General features: G+C 62.8%; 20 protein-coding genes. 12 read left to right on the forward strand and 8 right to left on the reverse strand.

From position 1 onward, the window contains the following. The first annotated feature begins 36 nt into the window (after positions 1–36). From H0W47_RS03005 to H0W47_RS03015, 3 genes are read left to right on the forward strand one after another with little or no spacing between them, the layout of a single operon-like run. On the forward strand, positions 37–726 hold the full coding sequence (locus tag H0W47_RS03005) for a TetR/AcrR family transcriptional regulator (protein ID WP_296920512.1): 690 nt from the start codon (positions 37–39) through the stop codon (positions 724–726). A gap of 19 nt (positions 727–745) precedes the next feature. Next, complete coding sequence (locus H0W47_RS03010; RefSeq protein ID WP_296920515.1) at positions 746–1,948, forward strand: amidohydrolase family protein; 1,203 nt, start codon at positions 746–748, stop codon at positions 1,946–1,948. A gap of 1 nt (position 1,949) precedes the next feature. Then, the gene (locus H0W47_RS03015) at positions 1,950–2,549 is read left to right on the forward strand and encodes a 3'-5' exonuclease (protein WP_296920518.1); all 600 of its coding nucleotides are present in this window, start codon (positions 1,950–1,952) and stop codon (positions 2,547–2,549) included. Here the strand turns inward: H0W47_RS03015 and H0W47_RS03020 are convergent. Beyond that, positions 2,546–2,860 (reverse strand): hypothetical protein, encoded by a 315-nt coding sequence (locus tag H0W47_RS03020; protein WP_296920521.1) that lies wholly within the window; start codon positions 2,858–2,860, stop codon positions 2,546–2,548. The two genes, H0W47_RS03015 and H0W47_RS03020, sit on opposite strands and share 4 nt — an antisense overlap. Continuing rightward, complete coding sequence (locus H0W47_RS03025; protein WP_296920523.1) at positions 2,857–3,204, reverse strand: DUF6172 family protein; 348 nt, start codon at positions 3,202–3,204, stop codon at positions 2,857–2,859. Before H0W47_RS03025 ends, H0W47_RS03020 begins: the two co-directional genes overlap by 4 nt. 156 nt (positions 3,205–3,360) lie before the next feature. Between H0W47_RS03025 and H0W47_RS03030 the strand changes: the two genes are divergently transcribed. Then, a complete protein-coding gene (locus H0W47_RS03030) occupies positions 3,361–4,617 on the forward strand; it encodes a DEAD/DEAH box helicase (protein WP_296920526.1) in 1,257 nt (418 codons plus the stop codon). Between the two features lie 6 nt (positions 4,618–4,623). On the opposite strand, the gene H0W47_RS03035 is transcribed toward H0W47_RS03030, so the two are convergent. Further along, positions 4,624–4,869, reverse strand: coding sequence for a DUF6139 family protein (locus tag H0W47_RS03035; protein ID WP_296920528.1), 246 nt, complete (start codon positions 4,867–4,869; stop codon positions 4,624–4,626). 308 nt (positions 4,870–5,177) lie between these two features. Between H0W47_RS03035 and H0W47_RS03040 the strand changes: the two genes are divergently transcribed. The 6 genes from H0W47_RS03040 (at position 5,178) to H0W47_RS03065 (ending at position 10,974) form a co-directional block, all read left to right on the forward strand. After that, positions 5,178–5,942 (forward strand): SDR family oxidoreductase, encoded by a 765-nt coding sequence (locus H0W47_RS03040; RefSeq protein WP_296920531.1) that lies wholly within the window; start codon positions 5,178–5,180, stop codon positions 5,940–5,942. A gap of 252 nt (positions 5,943–6,194) precedes the next feature. Then, positions 6,195–6,968, forward strand: a complete 774-nt coding sequence (locus H0W47_RS03045) for an ABC transporter ATP-binding protein (protein ID WP_296920616.1) — start codon at positions 6,195–6,197, stop codon at positions 6,966–6,968. Beyond that, the gene (locus H0W47_RS03050; RefSeq protein ID WP_296920535.1) at positions 6,968–7,672 is read left to right on the forward strand and encodes an ABC transporter ATP-binding protein; all 705 of its coding nucleotides are present in this window, start codon (positions 6,968–6,970) and stop codon (positions 7,670–7,672) included. Before H0W47_RS03045 ends, H0W47_RS03050 begins: the two co-directional genes overlap by 1 nt. 62 nt (positions 7,673–7,734) lie before the next feature. Continuing rightward, the gene (locus H0W47_RS03055; RefSeq protein ID WP_296920538.1) at positions 7,735–8,934 is read left to right on the forward strand and encodes an ABC transporter substrate-binding protein; all 1,200 of its coding nucleotides are present in this window, start codon (positions 7,735–7,737) and stop codon (positions 8,932–8,934) included. A 65-nt stretch (positions 8,935–8,999) separates the two neighbouring features. Next, positions 9,000–9,884 (forward strand): branched-chain amino acid ABC transporter permease, encoded by an 885-nt coding sequence (locus H0W47_RS03060; RefSeq protein WP_296920541.1) that lies wholly within the window; start codon positions 9,000–9,002, stop codon positions 9,882–9,884. Between the two features lie 127 nt (positions 9,885–10,011). After that, positions 10,012–10,974 (forward strand): branched-chain amino acid ABC transporter permease, encoded by a 963-nt coding sequence (locus H0W47_RS03065; protein WP_296920543.1) that lies wholly within the window; start codon positions 10,012–10,014, stop codon positions 10,972–10,974. Between the two features lie 102 nt (positions 10,975–11,076). Here H0W47_RS03065 and H0W47_RS03070 read toward each other — a convergent pair whose 3' ends face one another. Both H0W47_RS03070 and dbpA read right to left on the reverse strand, forming a co-directional pair. Then, positions 11,077–11,949 carry a transglutaminase family protein gene (locus H0W47_RS03070; protein WP_296920545.1) on the reverse strand — a complete coding sequence of 291 codons (873 nt, stop codon included), beginning with the start codon at positions 11,947–11,949 and terminating at the stop codon, positions 11,077–11,079. A 313-nt stretch (positions 11,950–12,262) separates the two neighbouring features. Continuing rightward, positions 12,263–13,702, reverse strand: coding sequence for an ATP-dependent RNA helicase DbpA (dbpA, locus tag H0W47_RS03075; RefSeq protein ID WP_296920548.1), 1,440 nt, complete (start codon positions 13,700–13,702; stop codon positions 12,263–12,265). Positions 13,703–13,937: 235 nt separating this feature from the next. Here dbpA and H0W47_RS03080 point away from each other — a divergent pair, with 235 nt between their 5' ends. Further along, positions 13,938–14,768: a phosphatase PAP2 family protein gene (locus H0W47_RS03080; protein WP_296920550.1), complete on the forward strand. Its 831-nt coding sequence runs from the start codon at positions 13,938–13,940 to the stop codon at positions 14,766–14,768. Here H0W47_RS03080 and H0W47_RS03085 read toward each other — a convergent pair. Together H0W47_RS03085 and H0W47_RS03090 are read right to left on the reverse strand one after the other, a co-directional pair. Continuing rightward, positions 14,747–15,685, reverse strand: a complete 939-nt coding sequence (locus tag H0W47_RS03085) for a pyridoxamine 5'-phosphate oxidase family protein (protein WP_296920553.1) — start codon at positions 15,683–15,685, stop codon at positions 14,747–14,749. The genes H0W47_RS03080 and H0W47_RS03085 overlap by 22 nt on opposite strands. Further along, positions 15,682–16,347 (reverse strand): glutathione S-transferase family protein, encoded by a 666-nt coding sequence (locus H0W47_RS03090; RefSeq protein WP_296920554.1) that lies wholly within the window; start codon positions 16,345–16,347, stop codon positions 15,682–15,684. Before H0W47_RS03090 ends, H0W47_RS03085 begins: the two co-directional genes overlap by 4 nt. Positions 16,348–16,467: 120 nt before the next feature. On the opposite strand from H0W47_RS03090, the gene H0W47_RS03095 reads away from it, so the two are divergent. Further along, on the forward strand, positions 16,468–17,358 hold the full coding sequence (locus H0W47_RS03095; protein ID WP_296920557.1) for a LysR family transcriptional regulator: 891 nt from the start codon (positions 16,468–16,470) through the stop codon (positions 17,356–17,358). Positions 17,359–17,369: 11 nt separating this feature from the next. Here H0W47_RS03095 and H0W47_RS03100 read toward each other — a convergent pair whose 3' ends face one another. Beyond that, positions 17,370–17,867 carry a hypothetical protein gene (locus H0W47_RS03100; RefSeq protein WP_296920561.1) on the reverse strand — a complete coding sequence of 166 codons (498 nt, stop codon included), beginning with the start codon at positions 17,865–17,867 and terminating at the stop codon, positions 17,370–17,372. Positions 17,868–18,013: the final 146 nt, after the last annotated feature.

Genomic DNA, 18,013 nt, shown 5'->3' on the forward strand with positions numbered 1-18,013 from the left:
TCGCTACTTGTGCCTTCGGCGTTTTTAGCTGACACCATGGTTGCCAAAGCCACGAAGTCCCGTGCAGCAACCACACGCGTTGCGGTGGGCAAGCGACCAGGTGTGCGTGAGCAGGCAGCACAAACCACACGCGACAACATACTGCGGGCCGCCACCAAGGTGTTCGCGCGTTATGGCTACGACGGCGGCAGCGTGGAAAAAATCTCCCAGTCGGCCAAGTCCTTCGACCGGATGATCTACTACTATTTCGGCAGCAAGGAAGGCCTGTTCATCGAGGTGCTGGAAGACATGTACCGCCGCATGAATGATGCCGAACTGGAGCTGACCCTGGATCTGGCGCAACCCGTGGAGTCGCTCAAGGACGTGATCAATTTTGTTGTGAGCTATTACAGCAAGAACCCCGAATTCATCACGCTGTTGAACACCGAAAACCTGCACCGCGGCAAGCATATCTCCAAGTCGTCCCGGGCCCGGGACTACTCCTCTCCGGCGATCGCCATCATCCGCCAGCTGCTCGAAAGCGGCGCGGCCCAAGGGATTTTCCGCGCCGATGTTTCCGCGCGCAATGTCTACCTGCTGATTGCGGCAACCGCCTATTTCTACATCTCCAACCGCCACACCCTGTCAGCTTTCCTCGGTGAGGACCTGCAAACACCGCAAGCGCTGGCGCAGTGGCAGGCCTTCATCATCAGCACCGTGCTGCGCACCGTGATGCTGAACCCCTGACCCTTTCGAAAGTTACCCCATGGCAGAAGCAGCAGCAAGCGGCAAGTCAGGCAAAGTGGTCATCACCAACATCGGCTTGCTGCTGTCGGGCGACATCGACCATCCCATACTTGACGCCGATACCATCGTCGTCAACGACGGCCTGATCGTCGCCGTCGGCAAGGCCAAGGATTGCGACACGGCGCGCGCCCACACCACCATAGACGCACACCAGACCTGTGTCGCACCTGGCCTGATCGACAGCCATGTGCACCCGGTCTTCGGCGACTGGACGCCGCGGCAAAACCAGATCGGCTGGATCGATTCGACCATGCACGGCGGTGTGACCACCATGATCTCGGCTGGCGAGGTGCACCTGCCGGGCCGGCCCAAGGACATCGTTGGCCTGAAGGCCCTGGCCATCACCGCGCAGCGTGCCTTCGACAACTTCCGCCCCGGCGGCGTCAAGGTGCTGGCTGGCGCGCCCATCCTTGAAAAGGGCATGGTCGAGCAGGACTTCAAGGAGCTGGCCGAGGCCGGCGTGGGCCTGCTTGGTGAAGTTGGCCTGGGTTCGGTCAAGGCTGGCTACGAAGCCAAGGAGATGGTGGCCTGGGCGCGCAAGTACGGTATCCAGAGCACCATCCACACCGGCGGACCGTCGATTCCGGGCTCAGGCCTGATCGACAAGGACGTGGTGCTGGAAGCCGATGCCGATGTGATCGGCCACATCAATGGCGGGCACACCGCGCTGTCCGAGCAACATGTCTGTGAACTCTGCGAAAAATCCTCGCGCGCGATTGAAATCGTGCATAACGGCAATGAGAAGGTGGCGATTGCGGCGGCGCAGGCCGCGCTGCAGCTCAAATGCCCGCACCGCGTGATTCTGGGTACCGACGGGCCCGCCGGCTCGGGCGTGCAGCCGCTGGGCATGCTCAGGCTGATCTCCCTGCTGTCCGGCCTGGGCAACATCCCGGCCGAACTGGCCTTTTGTTTTGCCACCGGCAACACCGCACGGATCCGCAAGCTCAACTGCGGCCTGATCGAGGTCGGGCGTGATGCCGACTTCGTGTTCATGGACCGGGCACAACACACGGCCGGCCGCGACCTGCTCGACAGCGTGCAGCTCGGTGACATTCCCGGCGTGGGCATGGTGATGATTGACGGTATCGTGCGCTGCGGACGCAGCCGCAACACGCCACCGGCCACCACCATCCCCAGCGTGGTCGACACCGCCCTGCACTGACATGCCGCAATTCGCCTCGCCGACCCGCGACGAGCTCGCGTTGCTCGAGCCGCTGGAGCGTCTGGGCTTGACCGACATCGTGCTGGTCGCCACCGCTGGGCAGGCCGAAGACGCCTGGAAGTTCCTGTCGGGCTGCAGCGCACTCGGTTTCGACACCGAATCCAAGCCCACTTTTTTTCGCGACCAGGTGTCGGAGGGTCCGCATGTGGTCCAGCTGTCCACTCTGGACAAGGCATGGGTGTTCCAGCTCTTCGATGCGCGTTGCCGCGAGGTCGTTGCTGCCCTGCTGGAGGCAGAACACATCGTCAAGGTCGGCTTCGGCCTGGCCGGTGACCACACGCAGATCCGCCGCACACTGGGCGTGGAGCCGCGCAATGTGCTGGACCTGAACCTTGTCTTCCGTAAAAAGGGCTATGCGAAGGAGATCGGCGTGCGCGGTGCGGTCGCGGTGCTGTTCAATCGCCGCTTCATGAAATCAAAAAAGGCCACAACATCCAACTGGGCCAATCGCCAGCTCAGCGAGAGCCAGCTGGTCTATGCGGCCAACGACGCCTGGGCGGCGATGCGGGTGTTTGACGCGCTGGATTTGCAGCAGCCCTAAAAGCTCTCTTCCAGGCCAAAGCGCTGCCCGAAGGCCGCGCAAAAAGACGCGTTACCGCTGATGCACAGGGTCAGCACATGCCAAGGCGGTGATGCACCATCAACCCGCTCATGCAGGTCGACATCCCATTCGCCGCCGTCGTCGAGCGGCCCGCGCTGTCCGGAAAACGTGGTTTCGGCCCATTCCAGCACCTCAGCGATTTCAGCACGCAGCGCTGCCAGTTGCGCCGGCCGCACCGAGGCCATGGCATCAAAGCTTCCGCTGCCCTGGGGATCCTCGCTGTAATCGAATTCGAGGAACTGCAGGCTCATTCGCCGGGTTCGGGATCCTGCGGGGACGCCTCGCCGCCACTCTCCGCTTCCAACAGACGCGGGCGGTGCGTGCGCCGGCCCTCTTTGGCCAGCAACTCGAGGTAAAACGCATCAGCACCCTCTTTGGCGGCGGCATCGACCAGCGGCAGGATGGTCGCGAAGTGCACCACCGTGGCTGTCTCCTCGCTGGCGCCGAAGCGGCAGTCGAAGTCCCAGAAATCCACGCCCTCGGGCAACGCTACGCGGCGTTGCCGCTTGACGTATTTGCGGATGTCGTGTTTGACCGCGTCCAGCACGCGGTCGCGGTTTTTTCCTTCGATGTTGAGCTTGAATGTCTTTTTCACGGATGCCTTGAAGTCGGTCGGCGCCTGCCCCTGAAAAGAGCCGGATCGCCATGTGTCGATTATGCGGCTTGCCCTGCCGGACCCCGGGCTGAGGGGCTTAAACTGCAGGGCTGCAGTGTCTGAACCCAATCACTGCCCTCCCTTAAAGCCCTGTTCATGCCATTTTCCTCTCTGGGGCTGTCCCCCGCCCTGCTGCGCGCCGTCGACGCCCGGGCTTACCTGGCCCCCACGGCCATCCAGGCGGTCGCAATTCCAGCCGTGCTGCAAGGCCGCGATGTGTTGGCCTCGGCGCAGACCGGCTCGGGCAAAACAGCTGCCTTTGCCCTGCCGCTGCTGCAGCTGCTGCAGCAAGCGAACAGCGAGAAGCCACGTCGTGTGCGCCTGCTCGTGCTGGTGCCTACGCGCGAGCTGGCAGCGCAGGTCGGCGAGGAAATCCGCAGCCTGGGCCAGCATTTGCCGCAGGCGCAGAAGGTGGCCATTGTTTTTGGCGGTGTGTCCATCAACCCGCAGATGATGAATTTGCGCGGCGGTGCCGACATCGTGGTGGCCACGCCGGGCCGGCTGCTGGACCTGGCTGACCACAACGCGGTGGTGCTGTCGCACGTGGCGGCGCTGGTGCTCGACGAGGCCGACCGCCTGCTGGACTTGGGCTTTGCCGATGAGCTGGGCCGCATTCTCGCGTTGCTTCCCGCGCGGCGGCAAAACCTGTTTTTCTCGGCAACCTTTCCACCCGCCGTGCAGGCGCTGGCCAATGAGTTGCTGCGCGACCCCGTGCACATCGATGCGCCGGCGGAGCCGGAGGGCGAACCCGACATCACGCAGCGCGCCATCGCGGTTGATGCGGGCAGGCGCACGCAGTTGCTCAGGCACCTGATCACGCAAAACGCCTGGCGCCGGGTGCTGGTGTTTGTCGCGACCAAACATGCCGCTGAAATTGTTGCTGACAAGTTGCGCAAGGCCAGGATTTATGCCGAGCCCTTTCATGGCGAGCTGAGCCAGGGCAAACGTACGCAAGTGCTGGCCGACTTCAAGGCGTCTCGGCTCAAGGTGGTGGTCGCCACCGACGTGGCCTCGCGCGGCATTGACATCGCGCAGTTGCCGGTGGTCGTCAACTACGACCTGCCGCGCTCGGCGCAAGACTACATCCACCGAATTGGCCGCACCGGCCGCGCCGGTGAAAGCGGCCTAGCCCTGAGTTTTGTCAGCACGAATACAGAAGCGCATTTCCGCCTGATCGAAAAACGCCAAGGCGTGAGCCTGCCGCTGGAGCAGGTCGAGGGTTTTGAGCCGCTGCAAACCGCCCCCGGTACGCCCGCAGAGCCGGTTGCACCGTCCACTGGCGGCATCAAGGGCAAACGCCCCAGCAAGAAGGACAAGCTGCGCGCCGCAGCGGCAGACAGCAGCCAAGACTGAGAGTGCTCAGTCGCCGGCGTCCACCCGGGCGTTCACGCTGGTGATGGCATAACCTTTCTCGTTGATCTGCTGCTCCAGCTTGGCAATCGCGTATTTGTCCATCTGTTCGGCTTGGGCGCCGCCTTCCAGTCCGCGCGCCTCTGTCTCCCAGTCGGTGTTGGTCGCCTCCTCGGGGATCACCCGGCCTTCGGGAACGGCCAGATAGGAAAAACGGTGGCCCGATTCGGCCCGGCGGTAAATATCCACTCGCATGCTTGCTCCTTTACGCTTGCTGGACACCCCACCTTAACGCGGTGCGACAGCAGCGCTGTAGGAGAAACCCGCATTCGCGACTGTCCGCTGCAGCAGGGTGGCACTGCCCGAAATGCTCTCGTTTTGATAGCTACTCTCGCATAAAGAGCAAGGGCTACTGGCCTTTTTCTTAACTATTTTGCGGGCATCCCGCACGATAGACCGGCACGCTGCCCCCAGACACGCAGGTGACCGGCCGGCCGGTCCATCCACGCTAAGCTGCGCCGCATCGGGCTGACATCTGGCCTCACATTCCCAGGAGCACACCCATGCAAGATCTCTTTTCCCTGAAGGGCCGCACCGCGCTGATCACCGGCGGCTCGCGCGGCATAGGCCGCATGATTGCTGCCGGGTTTCTGGCGCAGGGCGCGCGGGTTTACATTTCGGCACGAAAAGCCGCAGCCTGCGACCAGACTGCCAAAGAACTTGCCAGCTTGGGGCATTGCGTCTCTTTGCCGGCCGACGTGTCCACGCCTGAAGGCATTGCCGGGCTGGTCAACGCATTTTCAAAACATGAAAGCCAGTTGGACATCCTGGTCAACAACGCCGGCGCAGCCTGGGGTGCGCCCTTTGACGAGTTCCCGGAAAACGGCTGGGACAAGGTGGTGGACCTGAACCTCAAGACACCCTTCTTCCTGACCCAGGCGCTGGCCCCGCTGCTGCGCAAAGGCGCGGCACAGCGACCGGCCAAAGTCATCAACATCGCCTCCATCGACGGTATTTCGGTCAACCCGATGGAAACCTACTCCTACGCGGCCAGCAAGGCCGGCCTGATTCAGTTGACACGCCGCATGGCGCTGCGCCTGATCGAGGACAACATCGTCGTGACGGCGATTGCACCGGGTGCTTTCGCCTCTGACATGAACAAAGACGCGCGCGATCACGAGGAGGCGGTGGCCGCACGCGTGCCGGCCGGGCGTGTGGGTGAAGACGCCGACATGGCCGGCGCTGCAATTTACCTGGCGTCCCGCGCCGGCGACTACGTCGTCGGCTCCACATTGGTGGTCGATGGCGGTGTCACGCACGCGCGCTGAGACATACTGGCCGGCGCAAATGGCTGGTCCTTACCTTTTTTGACATCTGGCGGTGTCAACTTGCGGTGCAAAGTGAGCGGAGAAAACACATCCGCCCACACTGCAGCGTATTGATCAAACGGGACGTAGGGCGGCACGTAAAACTACCTAAGTCCTAACCCGCTCACGTCGAGCAAGGCGACTCGATAGCATCAGTCCTTCTCGCGGACGGGCTTGCGCTTGTCCGTTCAACGACAGCAGCCGGAGATCAATTTGTCAGCGGAGTTCATTCTTGAAACGCAGGGTTTGACCAAGGAATTCAAGGGATTCGTGGCTGTCAACCAGGTGGACCTGAAAGTCCAGCGCGGACACATCCACGCGCTGATCGGTCCCAACGGTGCCGGCAAGACCACCTTCTTCAACCTGTTGACCAAATTCCTGCACCCGACCACGGGCACGATTCTTTTCAATGGCACTGACATCACAACCGAGCAGCCGGCCCAGACCGCGCGGCGCGGCATCGTGCGCTCTTTCCAGATTTCGGCCGTATTCCCTCACATGACCGTCCTCGAGAACGTGCGCGCTGCGTTGCAGCGCAACCTCGGCACCTCATTTCATTTCTGGAAGGCCGAAAGCACGCTGTTTCACCTGCACGAGCGCGCCCGCCAGTTGCTGGCCGAGGTGGATCTGCAGGATTTTGCCGAGGAACTGACCGTCAACCTGCCCTACGGCCGCAAGCGCGCGCTGGAGTTGGCCACCACGCTGGCGCTGGAACCCGAGCTCATGCTGCTCGACGAGCCGACCCAGGGCATGGGTCACGAAGACGTGGACCGCGTGACACAACTGATCAAGCAGGTCTCTGCCGGTCGCACCATCCTGATGGTGGAGCACAACATGAACGTGGTGGCCTCGATCGCCGACCGCATCACAGTGCTGCAGCGCGGCGCCATCATCGCCGACGGCCCCTATGCCGAGGTGTCGAAAAACCCGCTCGTCATCGAAGCCTACATGGGCAGTGCCAACACCGAGTTGCAGGGAGCGCACTGATGACCAAAGAATTTTTGAAAATCGAGGACCTGCATGCCTGGTACGGCGAGTCGCATGTGCTGCACGGCGTCAACCTGACGGTGCACGAGGGTGAAGTGGTCACGCTGCTGGGCCGCAACGGCGCGGGCCGCACCACCACCATGCGCGCCATCGTCGGACTTACCGGCACGCGCAAGGGCTCGATCCGCATCCAGGGCGAGGAAACCATCAAGCTGGCACCGCACAAGGTGGCGCGCCTGGGCGTCGGTTATTGCCCGGAAGAACGCGGCATCTTCGCCAGCCTGACAGCCGAGGAAAACCTGATGCTGCCGCCGACCATAGCCCCGGGCGGCATGAGCCTGGACGAGATCTACGACATGTTCCCCAATCTGAAGGAGCGCGCGTCCAGCCCCGGCACGCGGCTATCAGGCGGCGAGCAGCAGATGCTGGCGGTCGCACGCATTTTGCGCACCGGCGCCCGCCTGCTGCTGCTCGACGAAATTTCCGAAGGCCTGGCGCCCGTGATTGTGCAAAAACTCGGCGAAATGATCCTCGCGCTCAAGGCCAGGGGTTACACCATCGTCCTGGTCGAGCAGAACTTTCGCTTTGCTGCGCCACTGGCCGACCGCTTTTACGTGATGGAGCACGGCACCATCGTCAAGCAGTTTGCCCAGAACGAGCTGACCCAGAACATGGGCATGCTTCAGGAATACCTCGGCGTCTGACAGGCGCCTGGCCATCCACAAAAGAATTTTTACCGCTTTCGACCACAACCCAAGGAGACCCCATGAAACTCAACATCCTAGTCGCCGCGATGGCCCTCGGCCTCGGTAGCATCGCAGCCGTCGCCCAGACGAACACCGGCCCCGTGAAGATCGGCTTCATCACAGACATGTCCAGCCTGTATGCCGACATCGACGGCCCGGCTGGCGGCGAAATGATCAAGTGGGCGGTGCAGGACTTCGGCGGCAAAGTGCTGAATCGACCGATCGAAGTGCTGACCGCCGACCACCAGAACAAGGCCGACGTGGCCAGCTCCAAGGCCCGCGAATGGATCGACAAAGACGGCTTGTCCATGCTCATCGGCGGCACCAGCTCCGGCACCGCGCTGGCCATGGCCCAGGTAGCGCTGGAAAAGAAACGCCCCTTCATCGTGGTCGGCGCTGGCTCGGCACGCCTGACCAATGAAGCCTGCTCGCCTTACACAGTCCACTACGCCTACGACACCGTCGCGCTTGCGAAGGTCGCCGGCACCGCCCTGGTTCAGGCTGGCAACAAGAACTGGTTCTTCCTGACGGCCGACTACGCTTTCGGACACTCGCTGGAAAGCGATTCATCCAATGTGGTCAAGGCCAACGGCGGCACCGTGGCTGGCGCGGTACGGCATCCGCTGAACGCGTCTGACTTCTCCTCCTTCCTGCTGCAGGCCCAGTCGTCCAAGGCCCAAATCCTCGGTCTGGCGAACGCCGGCGGCGACTTCACCAACTCGATGAAGGCGGCCAAGGAATTCGGCATCAACAAAACCATGAAGATCGCCGGTCTGCTGGTGTTTATCAACGACGTGCACAGCCTTGGCCTGTCCAACACCGAAGGCCTGCAACTGGCCGATAGCTGGTACTGGAACCAGGACGACGCATCCCGTGCCTTCGCCAAGCGGTTCTTCGACAAATACAAGCGCATGCCTTCGAGCCTGCAGGCGGCTGACTATTCTGCCGCGACGACCTACCTGAACGCGGTGAAGACCGTCGGCTCGACCGACGCCGACAAGGTCATGGCGGAGATGAAGAAAACCGGCGCCAATGATTTCTACAGCAAAGGCAAGATCCGCGCCGACGGCCGCATGATCCACGACATGTATTTGTTTCAGGTCAAGGGCAGCAAGGAATCGACCACACCGTGGGACTACTACAAGATGGTGGCCAAGGTTCCCGGCGCGCAAGCCTTCACCACGGTTGCCGAGTCCAAGTGCTCGCTGATCAAGAAGTAATCACAACGAGGTGACAGGCAGCCGGCCGGTGGCCGGCTGCAACGCAGGCAAGAACAACGACTCTCATGGAAATATTCGGCATTCCCCATCAAGCCTTCCTCGGCCAGCTCATGCTGGGCCTGGTCAACGGCGCGTTTTACGCCATGCTCAGCCTCGGCCTGGCGGTCATTTTCGGCCTGCTGGACGTCGTCAACTTCGCGCATGGCGCACTGTACATGCTGGGCGCGTTCGCCGCCTGGATCATGCTCGACAAATGGGCCGTGAATTTCTGGTTCGCTCTGATCCTTGCCCCGCTCGCCGTTGGCGTCCTCGGCGTGGTCATCGAGCGGCTTTTTCTCAAGCACCTGTACGGGCTGGACCCGCTGTACGGCCTGCTGCTGACCTTCGGTCTGGCGCTGATCTTTGAAGGCGTGTTGCGCGAACAGTACGGCGTGTCCGGCCAGTCCTACCCGGTGCCCGACCTGCTGTCAGGCGCCACCAACCTCGGCTTCATGGTCCTGCCGAACTACCGCGCCTTTGTCGTGCTGGCGTCGCTGGTGGTCTGCCTGGGAACCTGGTATCTGATCGAGCGCACCCGGCTGGGGGCCTATCTCCGGGCCGGCACCGAAAACGCCAAGCTGGTGCAGGCCTTTGGTGTCAACGTGCCGCTGATGGTGATGTTGACCTACGGCGCCGGCGCCGCACTGGCCGGATTGGCGGGTGTGCTGGCCGCACCCATCATCCAGGTCAATCCACTGATGGGCTCCAACCTGATTATCGTGGTCTTCGCGGTGGTGGTCATCGGCGGCATGGGCTCCATCCTGGGATCTGTGATCACCGGACTGGGCCTGGGTGTGGTCGAAGGGCTGACGCGTGTTTTTTACCCCGAGGCATCCAGCATCGTGGTCTTTATCATCATGGTCATCGTGCTGATGCTGCGACCGGCAGGCCTGTTCGGCAAAGAAGCATGACAGCCCCCACGCTCCCCACTTCGTGTGGTTCGCTGCCCCCCGAGGGGGCGCTGCGCCTGCGGCCTGGCAAAGCCAGTTCCGCGGCCCCGGCTTGCAAATACTCCCCGTCGCTCGCAGGCTCGTAAAAATGAATAGCAACAACAAACTGACCCGTTTCACCTACCTGGCCATCCTGGTCCTGCTGCTGGTTTCGCCGCTGATGGGGCTGTACCCGGTGTTTGTGATGAAGCTGCTGTGCTTCGCACTGTTCGCTTGCGCCTTCAACCTGCTGCTGGGCTTCACCGGTCTGCTGTCTTTCGGGCATGCGGCTTTCTTCGGCTTCGCGGCCTATGTCACTGGCTGGTTCATCAAGGCCATGAGCTGGTCGCCAGAACTGGGCATCCTCGCCGGTGTGGTGTCGGCGGTGCTGCTGGGCCTGGTATTCGGCGCGATCGCGATCCGGCGCCAGGGCATCTACTTCGCCATGATCACGCTGGCGCTGGCCCAGATGGTGTTTTTCCTGTGCCTGCAGGCGCCTTTCACCGGTGGTGAGGACGGCTTGCAGGGGGTGCAGCGCGGTAGCCTGTTCGGCCTGCTGCCCCTGGCCTCGGACACCAGCATGTACTACTTCGTGCTCGCGGTGGTGGTGGGCTGTTTTCTCGGAATCTCGCGCATCGTGACCTCGCCTTTCGGGCAGGTGCTCAAGATGATCCGCGAAAACGAGCCTCGCGCAATTTCCCTGGGCTACAACGTGGACCGCTACAAGCTGCTGGCCTTTGTGCTGTCAGCAGGACTGACCGGTCTGGCGGGTTCACTGAAAACGCTGGTTATGGGTTTCGCCACTCTGTCGGACGTGCACTGGTCCATGTCGGGCGAGGTGATCCTGATGACGCTGTTGGGCGGCGTCGGCACCTTCTTCGGTCCGGTGTTCGGCGCGGGCATCGTGATCTCACTGCAGAACCTGCTGGCTGACAAGGTCGGCTCCTGGGTCACGGTCATCATCGGCGTGATTTTTGTGATCTGCGTGCTTTCCTTCCGCAAAGGCGTGGTTGGTGAAGTGCAGGCTTACATAGAGCGGCGCCGGCGCACTGCGGCAGCGCCCGAAAACTAAAGCGGGCTCCGAGCGTGGCCTTGCGCAGCGCAGGGCCGCCCCAATCAGCACAGCCCCCTCGGGGGGCAGCGAGCTACACGCCAGTGAGCGAGCGTGGGGGCATTAATCTTCAATGCCCGCGGTAGAGAGGGCATCAGTGACGTGTTCCGGCAGCACCAGGTTGCCGCTGTCATCCGGCAGGGCCTCGATGCTGATCACTGGCGCCGAGGAGCTGACGCCACCGAACATGGTGGCGAACGCTGCGGATGCGGCATCCTGGCCAGTGGCAAAACGCACAAAACCCATCGGAATCGCCGTGCCTGAAGGGTCGAACATATACCAGCGGTGACCTACATACACCTCGACATAGGCGTGGAAGTCGGTCGGACCCAAAGCGGGGTCCGCGCCGTAATCGATACCGCTGACAAAACGTGCAGGGATGTTGACCGCGCGGCAAAGCGCAATCATGAGGTGCGCAAAATCGCGGCAAACGCCGGCCTCGTCGATCAGCGTGTCCACTGCGGTGGTGTAGCCGGTCGAGCTGTTGGAGGTGAAGGTCACACGCTGGTTGACCCAGTCGCGAATCGCCTGCACCCGGCTGTAACCCTGGCGCAGGTGGCCGAACTCCTTGACTGCGAGGCGGTGCAGCCTGTCCGACTGGCAATACCGGCTGGGGTACAGGTAAGACAGCACCTGACCGGGCAGTTGCAGCACGTTGATCTCTGGCAGGTTGTCGGGCAACTCGCGGAAGTGGTGCACGTCCACTGTCGCGGCGTAATTTACCGTCAGCGGGCCCGGTGCGGCGTGAAGCCGCAGGTAGCGGTTGTGGTTTGTCGCGTCGGTGTAAATATCGGGCTGCAAAACCTGGCTGATACCCAGGGTTTCGTGCAGCACGGTCTGCTGGCGCGTCTGCGCGGCGTGGATGTTGAACACAAAATCGCAGCCAGTATCGGCCACCTGGTAAGCGAGTTCAATTGAAAATTTAAGCCTGACCATGATGGTGTCCTGAAAGGGTGCTGCAGCCGGCGGACGCAGGCTGCGAAAACTGAAAGGGGTAAGGCGTGGGAGCAGGGGTCCTGCATGCGAAGCCGGGCATCACCCGCCATCGTGGATTGTGAAGACTTCCAAAGACCCTGCATGCAACTCGCGGCAGTGCCCCATGATCAGCCGCCGCCCAACCTGACACGCACGCAGCACATCCACCTACAGACAGAGCTTCAAACCCGCGGGACCTCGATTGCTCCTCTTTCGATAGCTGTATGCACCCGTCCAGTATGGGCTGAGGCCCAATTTCGTGCTCAAACGTGGATCAAGCCTCGTCCATGAAACGCACCTTGACACTTTTACCCTTGACACCGCCATTGGCCAGCTTTTGCTGCGCCTGGCTGGCAATCATGCGGTCCACGGCGACATAGGTGGAGAACTCGTTGACATTGATCTTGCCGACCTGCTCTCGCGTGAAGGGCGGCACATTGCCGGCAGCGCCGGTCAGCGCGCCCAGCACGTCGCCGGCGCGGATTTTTTCCTTGCGGCCACCGACGATCTGCAGCGTCACCATGGGCGGCAGCAACGGTTCGTTGCTGGCCGGCGTGAGCTCGCTGAGCTTGTGCCATTCGGACTCGGCTTTCTGCAGCACCTCGATCTTGCCGACGTAACCCATTTCGTCCATGCTGGCCAGGCTGATGGCCCAGCCCTCTTCATCAGCGCGGCCAGTGCGGCCTATGCGGTGGATGTGCACTTCGGCGTCAGGCGTCACGTCCACATTGATCACCATGGCGAGCTGCGCGATGTCCAGGCCGCGTGCCGCCACATCGGTGGCTACCAGCACCGAACAACTGCGATTGGCAAACTGCACCAGCACCTGGTCGCGCTCGCGCTGCTCCAGCTCACCAAACAGTGCCAGCGCACTGAAACCCTGTTCTTTCAGATAGGCCACGAGTGCGCGGCACTGCGACTTGGTGTTGCAAAACGCCAGCGTGCTGGCCGGGCGGAAGTGACGCAGCACCTGCGCCACGGCGCCGAGTCGGGCCTCGTCATGCTCGCTGTCGGGCACCTGGTACCAGCGCTGCTGGATCTTGGTTTTTTCATGCTGCGCCTGGACCGTGATGGTTTGCGGGCTCTTCATGAACTGCTGGCTGATTTTCGCAATGCCTTCCGGGTAAGTCGCCGAAAACAGCAGGGTCTGCCGCTCTTTCGGGCACTGTTTGGCCACGGTAACAATGTCCTCGAAAAAGCCCATGTCCAGCATGCGGTCGGCTTCGTCCAGCACCAGCGTATTCAGGGCCTCCAGCGTCAGGTGGCCGCGGGCCAGATGATCCATGATGCGGCCGGGCGTGCCCACCACGATATGCGCGCCGTTTTCCAGGCTGGCGGTCTGGTTGCGCAGCGGCACACCACCGCACAGCACCACCACCTTGATGTTTTCTTCGGCCCGCGCCAGGCGGCGGATTTCGGTAGCCACCTGATCGGCCAGCTCGCGTGTCGGGCACAGCGCCATGGCCTGCACCGCAAAACGCCGCGCGTTGAGATTTGCCAGCAGGGGAATGGCAAACGCAGCGGTCTTGCCGCTGCCGGTTTTGGCCTGCGCGATGATGTCCTTGCCGGCCAGTGCCAGCGGCAGGCTGGCCGCCTGGATCGGCGTCATGGCCAGGTAACCGAGGGTTTTGAGATTGGCCTGCATCGCAGGATTCAGCGGCAGCGAGCTGAAGTCAGCGCTTGCTGCGCCGGAGGTCGGGGGGGAAGAAGTCATGGGGTGATTATCGGCGCTGGGTCGCTTCAGACAGGTCGGCGCCTGCCGCAAGGCCCAGGTGGGTGCAGGCGGCGTGCCGCCGGTGATTCCGGGAAATATGAATCAAATGAGCACCCAGCTCCCGTCCTGCATGGACAGACAGCTACTTTATTGATAGCAAATCTCCTGATCGACAACTCGCCATCGCTGCCTGACGGGATCGGCGAGGCGCACAGGCCTTAAGCTGGGTGCCACCATGCCCACCACCGATTTTTCCGCCGCGCTGGTCCAGACCCTGGGCGCCCACGCCCTGCTGCTGTTTGCCGTGCTTCTGGTCCTGCTGATGCCATGGGTCACCACCCTGTGGTGGCTGGCGCAGCGGTATGCACTGCCGCGCGAGACCAGCCCCCTGGGCCCCGGGGTTTACCTGCTGATCCGCCTGGTAGCAGGGTTTGCAGCGCTGGTGGCCGGCGCCGCATTGTTTGCCGGCATCGCCGAGAAGCTGGGCGACGGTGCACGCGTCGGTCAACTCGATCAGTTTTTCTCGGATGCGGTGCGTGAACACACGCCCGCTTGGGCACTGCAGGCCTTTGCCTGGATCACCCGGCTCGGTGATACCGCCACACTGAGCGTGGTGTGCATCGTCGTCGCGGCCCTGCTGCTGCTGCACGGGCGGCGCTGGCTGGCGCTAGCCTGGGTGCTCACCATCAGCGGCAACGCCCTGCTCAACACCACACTCAAGGCAGTGTTTGCCCGGACCCGGCCGCTGCACGAGGACGGACCGGTCCAGGCCGGGGGCTGGAGCTTCCCGAGCGGCCACAGCTCGGGCGCCGTCGTGCTTTACGGCATGCTGGCCTATGTGCTGCTGCGCAGCCTGCCACCGGCGCTGGCCCGGCGGGCCAGCCTGCCGCTGGTGCTGCTGGCCGCAGCCACGGCCTTCAGCGTGGGCTGCAGCCGGATCTTTTTGCAGGTGCATTTCGCCACCGATGTGCTGGCCGGTTTTGCATCGGGCACGGCCTGGCTGGCCATCTGTGTGGCCAGCGCCGAATGGGCCAGCCACTACCGTCAATCCCGGCCAGGGAGATAGGGCGACAACTCGGCCGGCCCCCAGCGCAATGGCAACACACCCTCGACGCGCCGCATCGACAGCACCTGCGTGCGGAGCAGGCGCTGGGCGCCTTCAAATTCCCGCAGGTCGGGGCCGTCCCAAATGATGCTCGCTGCGACCGCGAGGTACAACAGGTCGCCCTTCTCAAAATCTATAAACAGCAGGCCGGCGCGCGGATCGACTGCGATATTGCCCAGGGTGTTGAAGAAATAGTTGCCAACGTAGTCCGGCACCGTCAGCACAGCGTTCCCGTCCAGCTGCACAAAGCCGGGCTTGCCCCCGCGGTGCGACACATCGACCCCACCGGCATGCCACGCCTTCGCGCTGTCGCCGGCATAGGCAGTGGCGATGAAAAACGTATCTGCGGCAGTGATGATGCGGCGCGCCGCCTCGTCCAGTTGCCGCGACTCGTGCATTACCGGCGCAGCGCCGTCGCCTTGCAGGTACACCGGCTCACGCGCCTGGATGTACTTGGGGCAATTGCCAAAACTCTGGCTGACTTCCACCGAAAAGCCCGAAGCCTTCACATGACGAACGCTGCCGTTCATGCGATTGCGCCGCCGCGTGTGCGGCTCCAGCCCCAGCAAGCCGATAGGCGCGCCCTCAGCCAGTGTCACTTCCAGCGGATCGCCGGGCAGCGGCGTTGTCTTGACGTCCAGACGCTGCGGATGCGGCGAATGCAAAAAGCCTGGCGGCCGGGCCAGCACCGACGCCCAGGGCTGGCCCTGCGCATCCACCGTGCCGGCAATCACAAAAGGCAGTTGCGCGAAAAACTCGCGGTGCTGCTCCGGCATGAAGTCGCGGATCACGCGTGGGCCGAGCTGCGTCATGCGGGCCTCTACGCCGGCACGCGCCTGCAGGGCGCGTTCGCCTTCGTGAAAAACGGGGGAGGTCATGCCGCTGGCGCCGACAAACCCACCGGCGTTTGAACCATGGGTACAAAACCGGGCAGGGCCTCCATACGTGCCAGCCAGGCGCGCAACTGGGGATAGGGCTCCAGCGACACCCGGCCCTCCGGCGCACGCGCGACATAGCTGTAGTTGGCGATGTCGGCCAGGGTCGGCGTGGCGCCGGCCAGGAAGTGGGAAGTTGCCAGATGCTGCTCCATCACCGCGAACAGCGCATGTGAACGCTCAATCGCGTCCGGACTGGCCGGCCGCTTGAACAGCTCGCCCACCCGGGCAAGCGAGGGCCCGAAAGCCAGGGGGCCGGCGGCCACCGACAGCCAGCGCTGCACGCGCGCTGCGGCCAACGGGTCGCTCGGCAGCCAGCTGTCCGGCTCAGGCGCATAACGGCCGGCCAGGTACACCAGGATGGCATTGGAGTCGGCCAGCAGAATGTCGCCATCTGCCATCACCGGAACCTGGCCGAAAGGATTCATGGCGAGGAACCCCGGCGTCTTGTGCTCCTTCGCCACCAGATCGATGTCAATGGCCTCGAAGGGAAGGCCCAGCAATGAAAGAAACAGTGCCACGCGGTGGGAATGGCCCGAGATGGCAGCACCGTAAAGCTTGATGGGCTGCGCGGGAAAAGCAGCGGGGACGGTTCCTGAGTTCATGCGGGGGCTTTCGAAGTTGTGAAGAAGCCCTGAATTTTGTTTGATTCGATATCCTGAATAAATACCTCAAGATGGATTTAACTCTTCCACTTAACGGATGAGTTGGTTTACCATGCAGCCATGGACAAACTGCGCGCCATGCAGGCCTTCATCCACATCGCCGACGAAGGCAGCCTGACCGCTGCGGCCCGGGTCATGGAATCTTCACTGCCCGCAATGGTGCGCATTCTCGCTGGCTACGAGGCGCAGTTGGGTGTGCGCCTGTTCAACCGCACCACCCGCCGCATTTCGCTGACCGATGAGGGCCGACGGCACCTGGCCAGTTGCCGGCAGATACTGGCCGCGCTGGATGACGCGGAATCGGCCCTGTCGGCAGACTCTGCAGAGCCGGCCGGCCAGCTCACCATTACCGCGCCCATGCTGTTCGGGCAAATGCATGTGGCGCCCGCCGTCACACGTTTTGTCCAGAAGTACGACAAGATGCGCTGCAGCGTGGTGCTGCTGGACCGCGTGGTCAACCTGCTCGAGGAAGGCATCGACGTCGGCATACGCATAGGTACGCTCGACGATTCCACGCTGGTGGCGCAGCCGGTAGGCCAGATCCGGCGTGTGGTGGTGGCCAGCCCCGCTTGGCTCAAACGCCACGGTGAACCGCAGCATCCGAAAGATTTGCTCAAGGCCAATTGCGTGCGCGTCAGCGACCACGCGCCAAGCTGGGGGCCGTTCATGGACCACGGCAAACCGCTGCGCCTGAGCGTCAACGGCAACCTGGAATTCAATCAGAACGCGCCGGCGGTGGCGGCCTGCGCCGCCGGCGCGGGTGTTGGCATGTTCTTCTGCTACCAGGTCGCGCCCTTCCTGAAGACCCGACAGTTGCGCATCGTGCTCGAAAGTTTCGAGCCGCCGACCAGGCCCATCCATGTGGTCTACCCGCATGCCCGGCTGCTGCCCATGCGCACACGGGTCTTCATCGACTGGATCAAGCAGGAACTTCGGGAGTCCCGGAGCTGAGCCTTACCGGCTCAGGGCAGGGTCATGGCCTCCAGCTGGTGCATCAGGGGCACAGCAACAAGCCGCAAAAAACCGGCCTCGTGTTCTGCAATGGCGAGCGCCCCAGGGTTGGCGTGGGCCAGCCAGCCGTAGTGCCGCCCGTCGGAGTGAAGCAGCTGAACGCCGCAAAACCCCCGGAAGTGCGCGCGGCCAGGGTGTTGGCAACTGCGTTCATCGCGCAGGCCATCGGCGGTGACAAACACCGGCTCGGTCAGCATGAAGTTAAAAAAAGTTTGCTCCACAGGCACCCGCTCGCGGCTCGGAATGTAAAGGAGCTCCCGGTCATGGACCAGCACGCGCCGCGCAAACGGCGGCTCAGACTTGTAGATGAAGGTAAAGCGGTAGTCCGTGCGGGTGTTCAGAAAATCCAGGGCCGCGCCAAGGCCGCCGACAAGCAAGACCTCTTTGAATGCATCGATTTCAGCGTCGAATGCGGAGGCTGGGAAAGATGAGGCAGAAACCGGAGTCATGTGGAAAATGGCCGAAAGGGCGTGGCGGCGATAAAAGCGAGTCTGCAGCCTTTTTGTGCCGAAAGCAAACCGTGCTTATTCGCCAACGGCCTTCACCGCCAGCTTTCAGAGCAAAAACAGCCCTTCGCCCCGGTATGGCGGTCGCT

The sequence above is a fragment of the Polaromonas sp. genome, assembly GCF_013817205.1.
In the GTDB taxonomy this organism is placed as follows: domain Bacteria; phylum Pseudomonadota; class Gammaproteobacteria; order Burkholderiales; family Burkholderiaceae_C; genus Polaromonas.

What these genes read in the sequence shown, in the direction of transcription:
- H0W47_RS03030 (WP_296920526.1), top strand. Translation starts at nt 3,361, where the DNA reads ATGCCATTTTCCTCTCTGGGGCTGTCCCCCGCCCTGCTGCGCGCCGTC.
- H0W47_RS03050 (WP_296920535.1), top strand. Translation starts at nt 6,968, where the DNA reads ATGACCAAAGAATTTTTGAAAATCGAGGACCTGCATGCCTGGTACGGC.
- H0W47_RS03040 (WP_296920531.1), top strand. Translation starts at nt 5,178, where the DNA reads ATGCAAGATCTCTTTTCCCTGAAGGGCCGCACCGCGCTGATCACCGGC.
- H0W47_RS03090 (WP_296920554.1), bottom strand. Translation starts at nt 16,347, where the DNA reads ATGAACTCAGGAACCGTCCCCGCTGCTTTTCCCGCGCAGCCCATCAAG.
- H0W47_RS03010 (WP_296920515.1), top strand. Translation starts at nt 746, where the DNA reads ATGGCAGAAGCAGCAGCAAGCGGCAAGTCAGGCAAAGTGGTCATCACC.
- H0W47_RS03100 (WP_296920561.1), bottom strand. Translation starts at nt 17,867, where the DNA reads ATGACTCCGGTTTCTGCCTCATCTTTCCCAGCCTCCGCATTCGACGCT.
- H0W47_RS03065 (WP_296920543.1), top strand. Translation starts at nt 10,012, where the DNA reads ATGAATAGCAACAACAAACTGACCCGTTTCACCTACCTGGCCATCCTG.
- H0W47_RS03070 (WP_296920545.1), bottom strand. Translation starts at nt 11,949, where the DNA reads ATGGTCAGGCTTAAATTTTCAATTGAACTCGCTTACCAGGTGGCCGAT.
- H0W47_RS03035 (WP_296920528.1), bottom strand. Translation starts at nt 4,869, where the DNA reads ATGCGAGTGGATATTTACCGCCGGGCCGAATCGGGCCACCGTTTTTCC.
- H0W47_RS03020 (WP_296920521.1), bottom strand. Translation starts at nt 2,860, where the DNA reads ATGAGCCTGCAGTTCCTCGAATTCGATTACAGCGAGGATCCCCAGGGC.
- H0W47_RS03015 (WP_296920518.1), top strand. Translation starts at nt 1,950, where the DNA reads ATGCCGCAATTCGCCTCGCCGACCCGCGACGAGCTCGCGTTGCTCGAG.
- dbpA (WP_296920548.1), bottom strand. Translation starts at nt 13,702, where the DNA reads ATGACTTCTTCCCCCCCGACCTCCGGCGCAGCAAGCGCTGACTTCAGC.
- H0W47_RS03085 (WP_296920553.1), bottom strand. Translation starts at nt 15,685, where the DNA reads ATGACCTCCCCCGTTTTTCACGAAGGCGAACGCGCCCTGCAGGCGCGT.
- H0W47_RS03055 (WP_296920538.1), top strand. Translation starts at nt 7,735, where the DNA reads ATGAAACTCAACATCCTAGTCGCCGCGATGGCCCTCGGCCTCGGTAGC.
- H0W47_RS03005 (WP_296920512.1), top strand. Translation starts at nt 37, where the DNA reads ATGGTTGCCAAAGCCACGAAGTCCCGTGCAGCAACCACACGCGTTGCG.
- H0W47_RS03080 (WP_296920550.1), top strand. Translation starts at nt 13,938, where the DNA reads ATGCCCACCACCGATTTTTCCGCCGCGCTGGTCCAGACCCTGGGCGCC.
- H0W47_RS03060 (WP_296920541.1), top strand. Translation starts at nt 9,000, where the DNA reads ATGGAAATATTCGGCATTCCCCATCAAGCCTTCCTCGGCCAGCTCATG.
- H0W47_RS03095 (WP_296920557.1), top strand. Translation starts at nt 16,468, where the DNA reads ATGGACAAACTGCGCGCCATGCAGGCCTTCATCCACATCGCCGACGAA.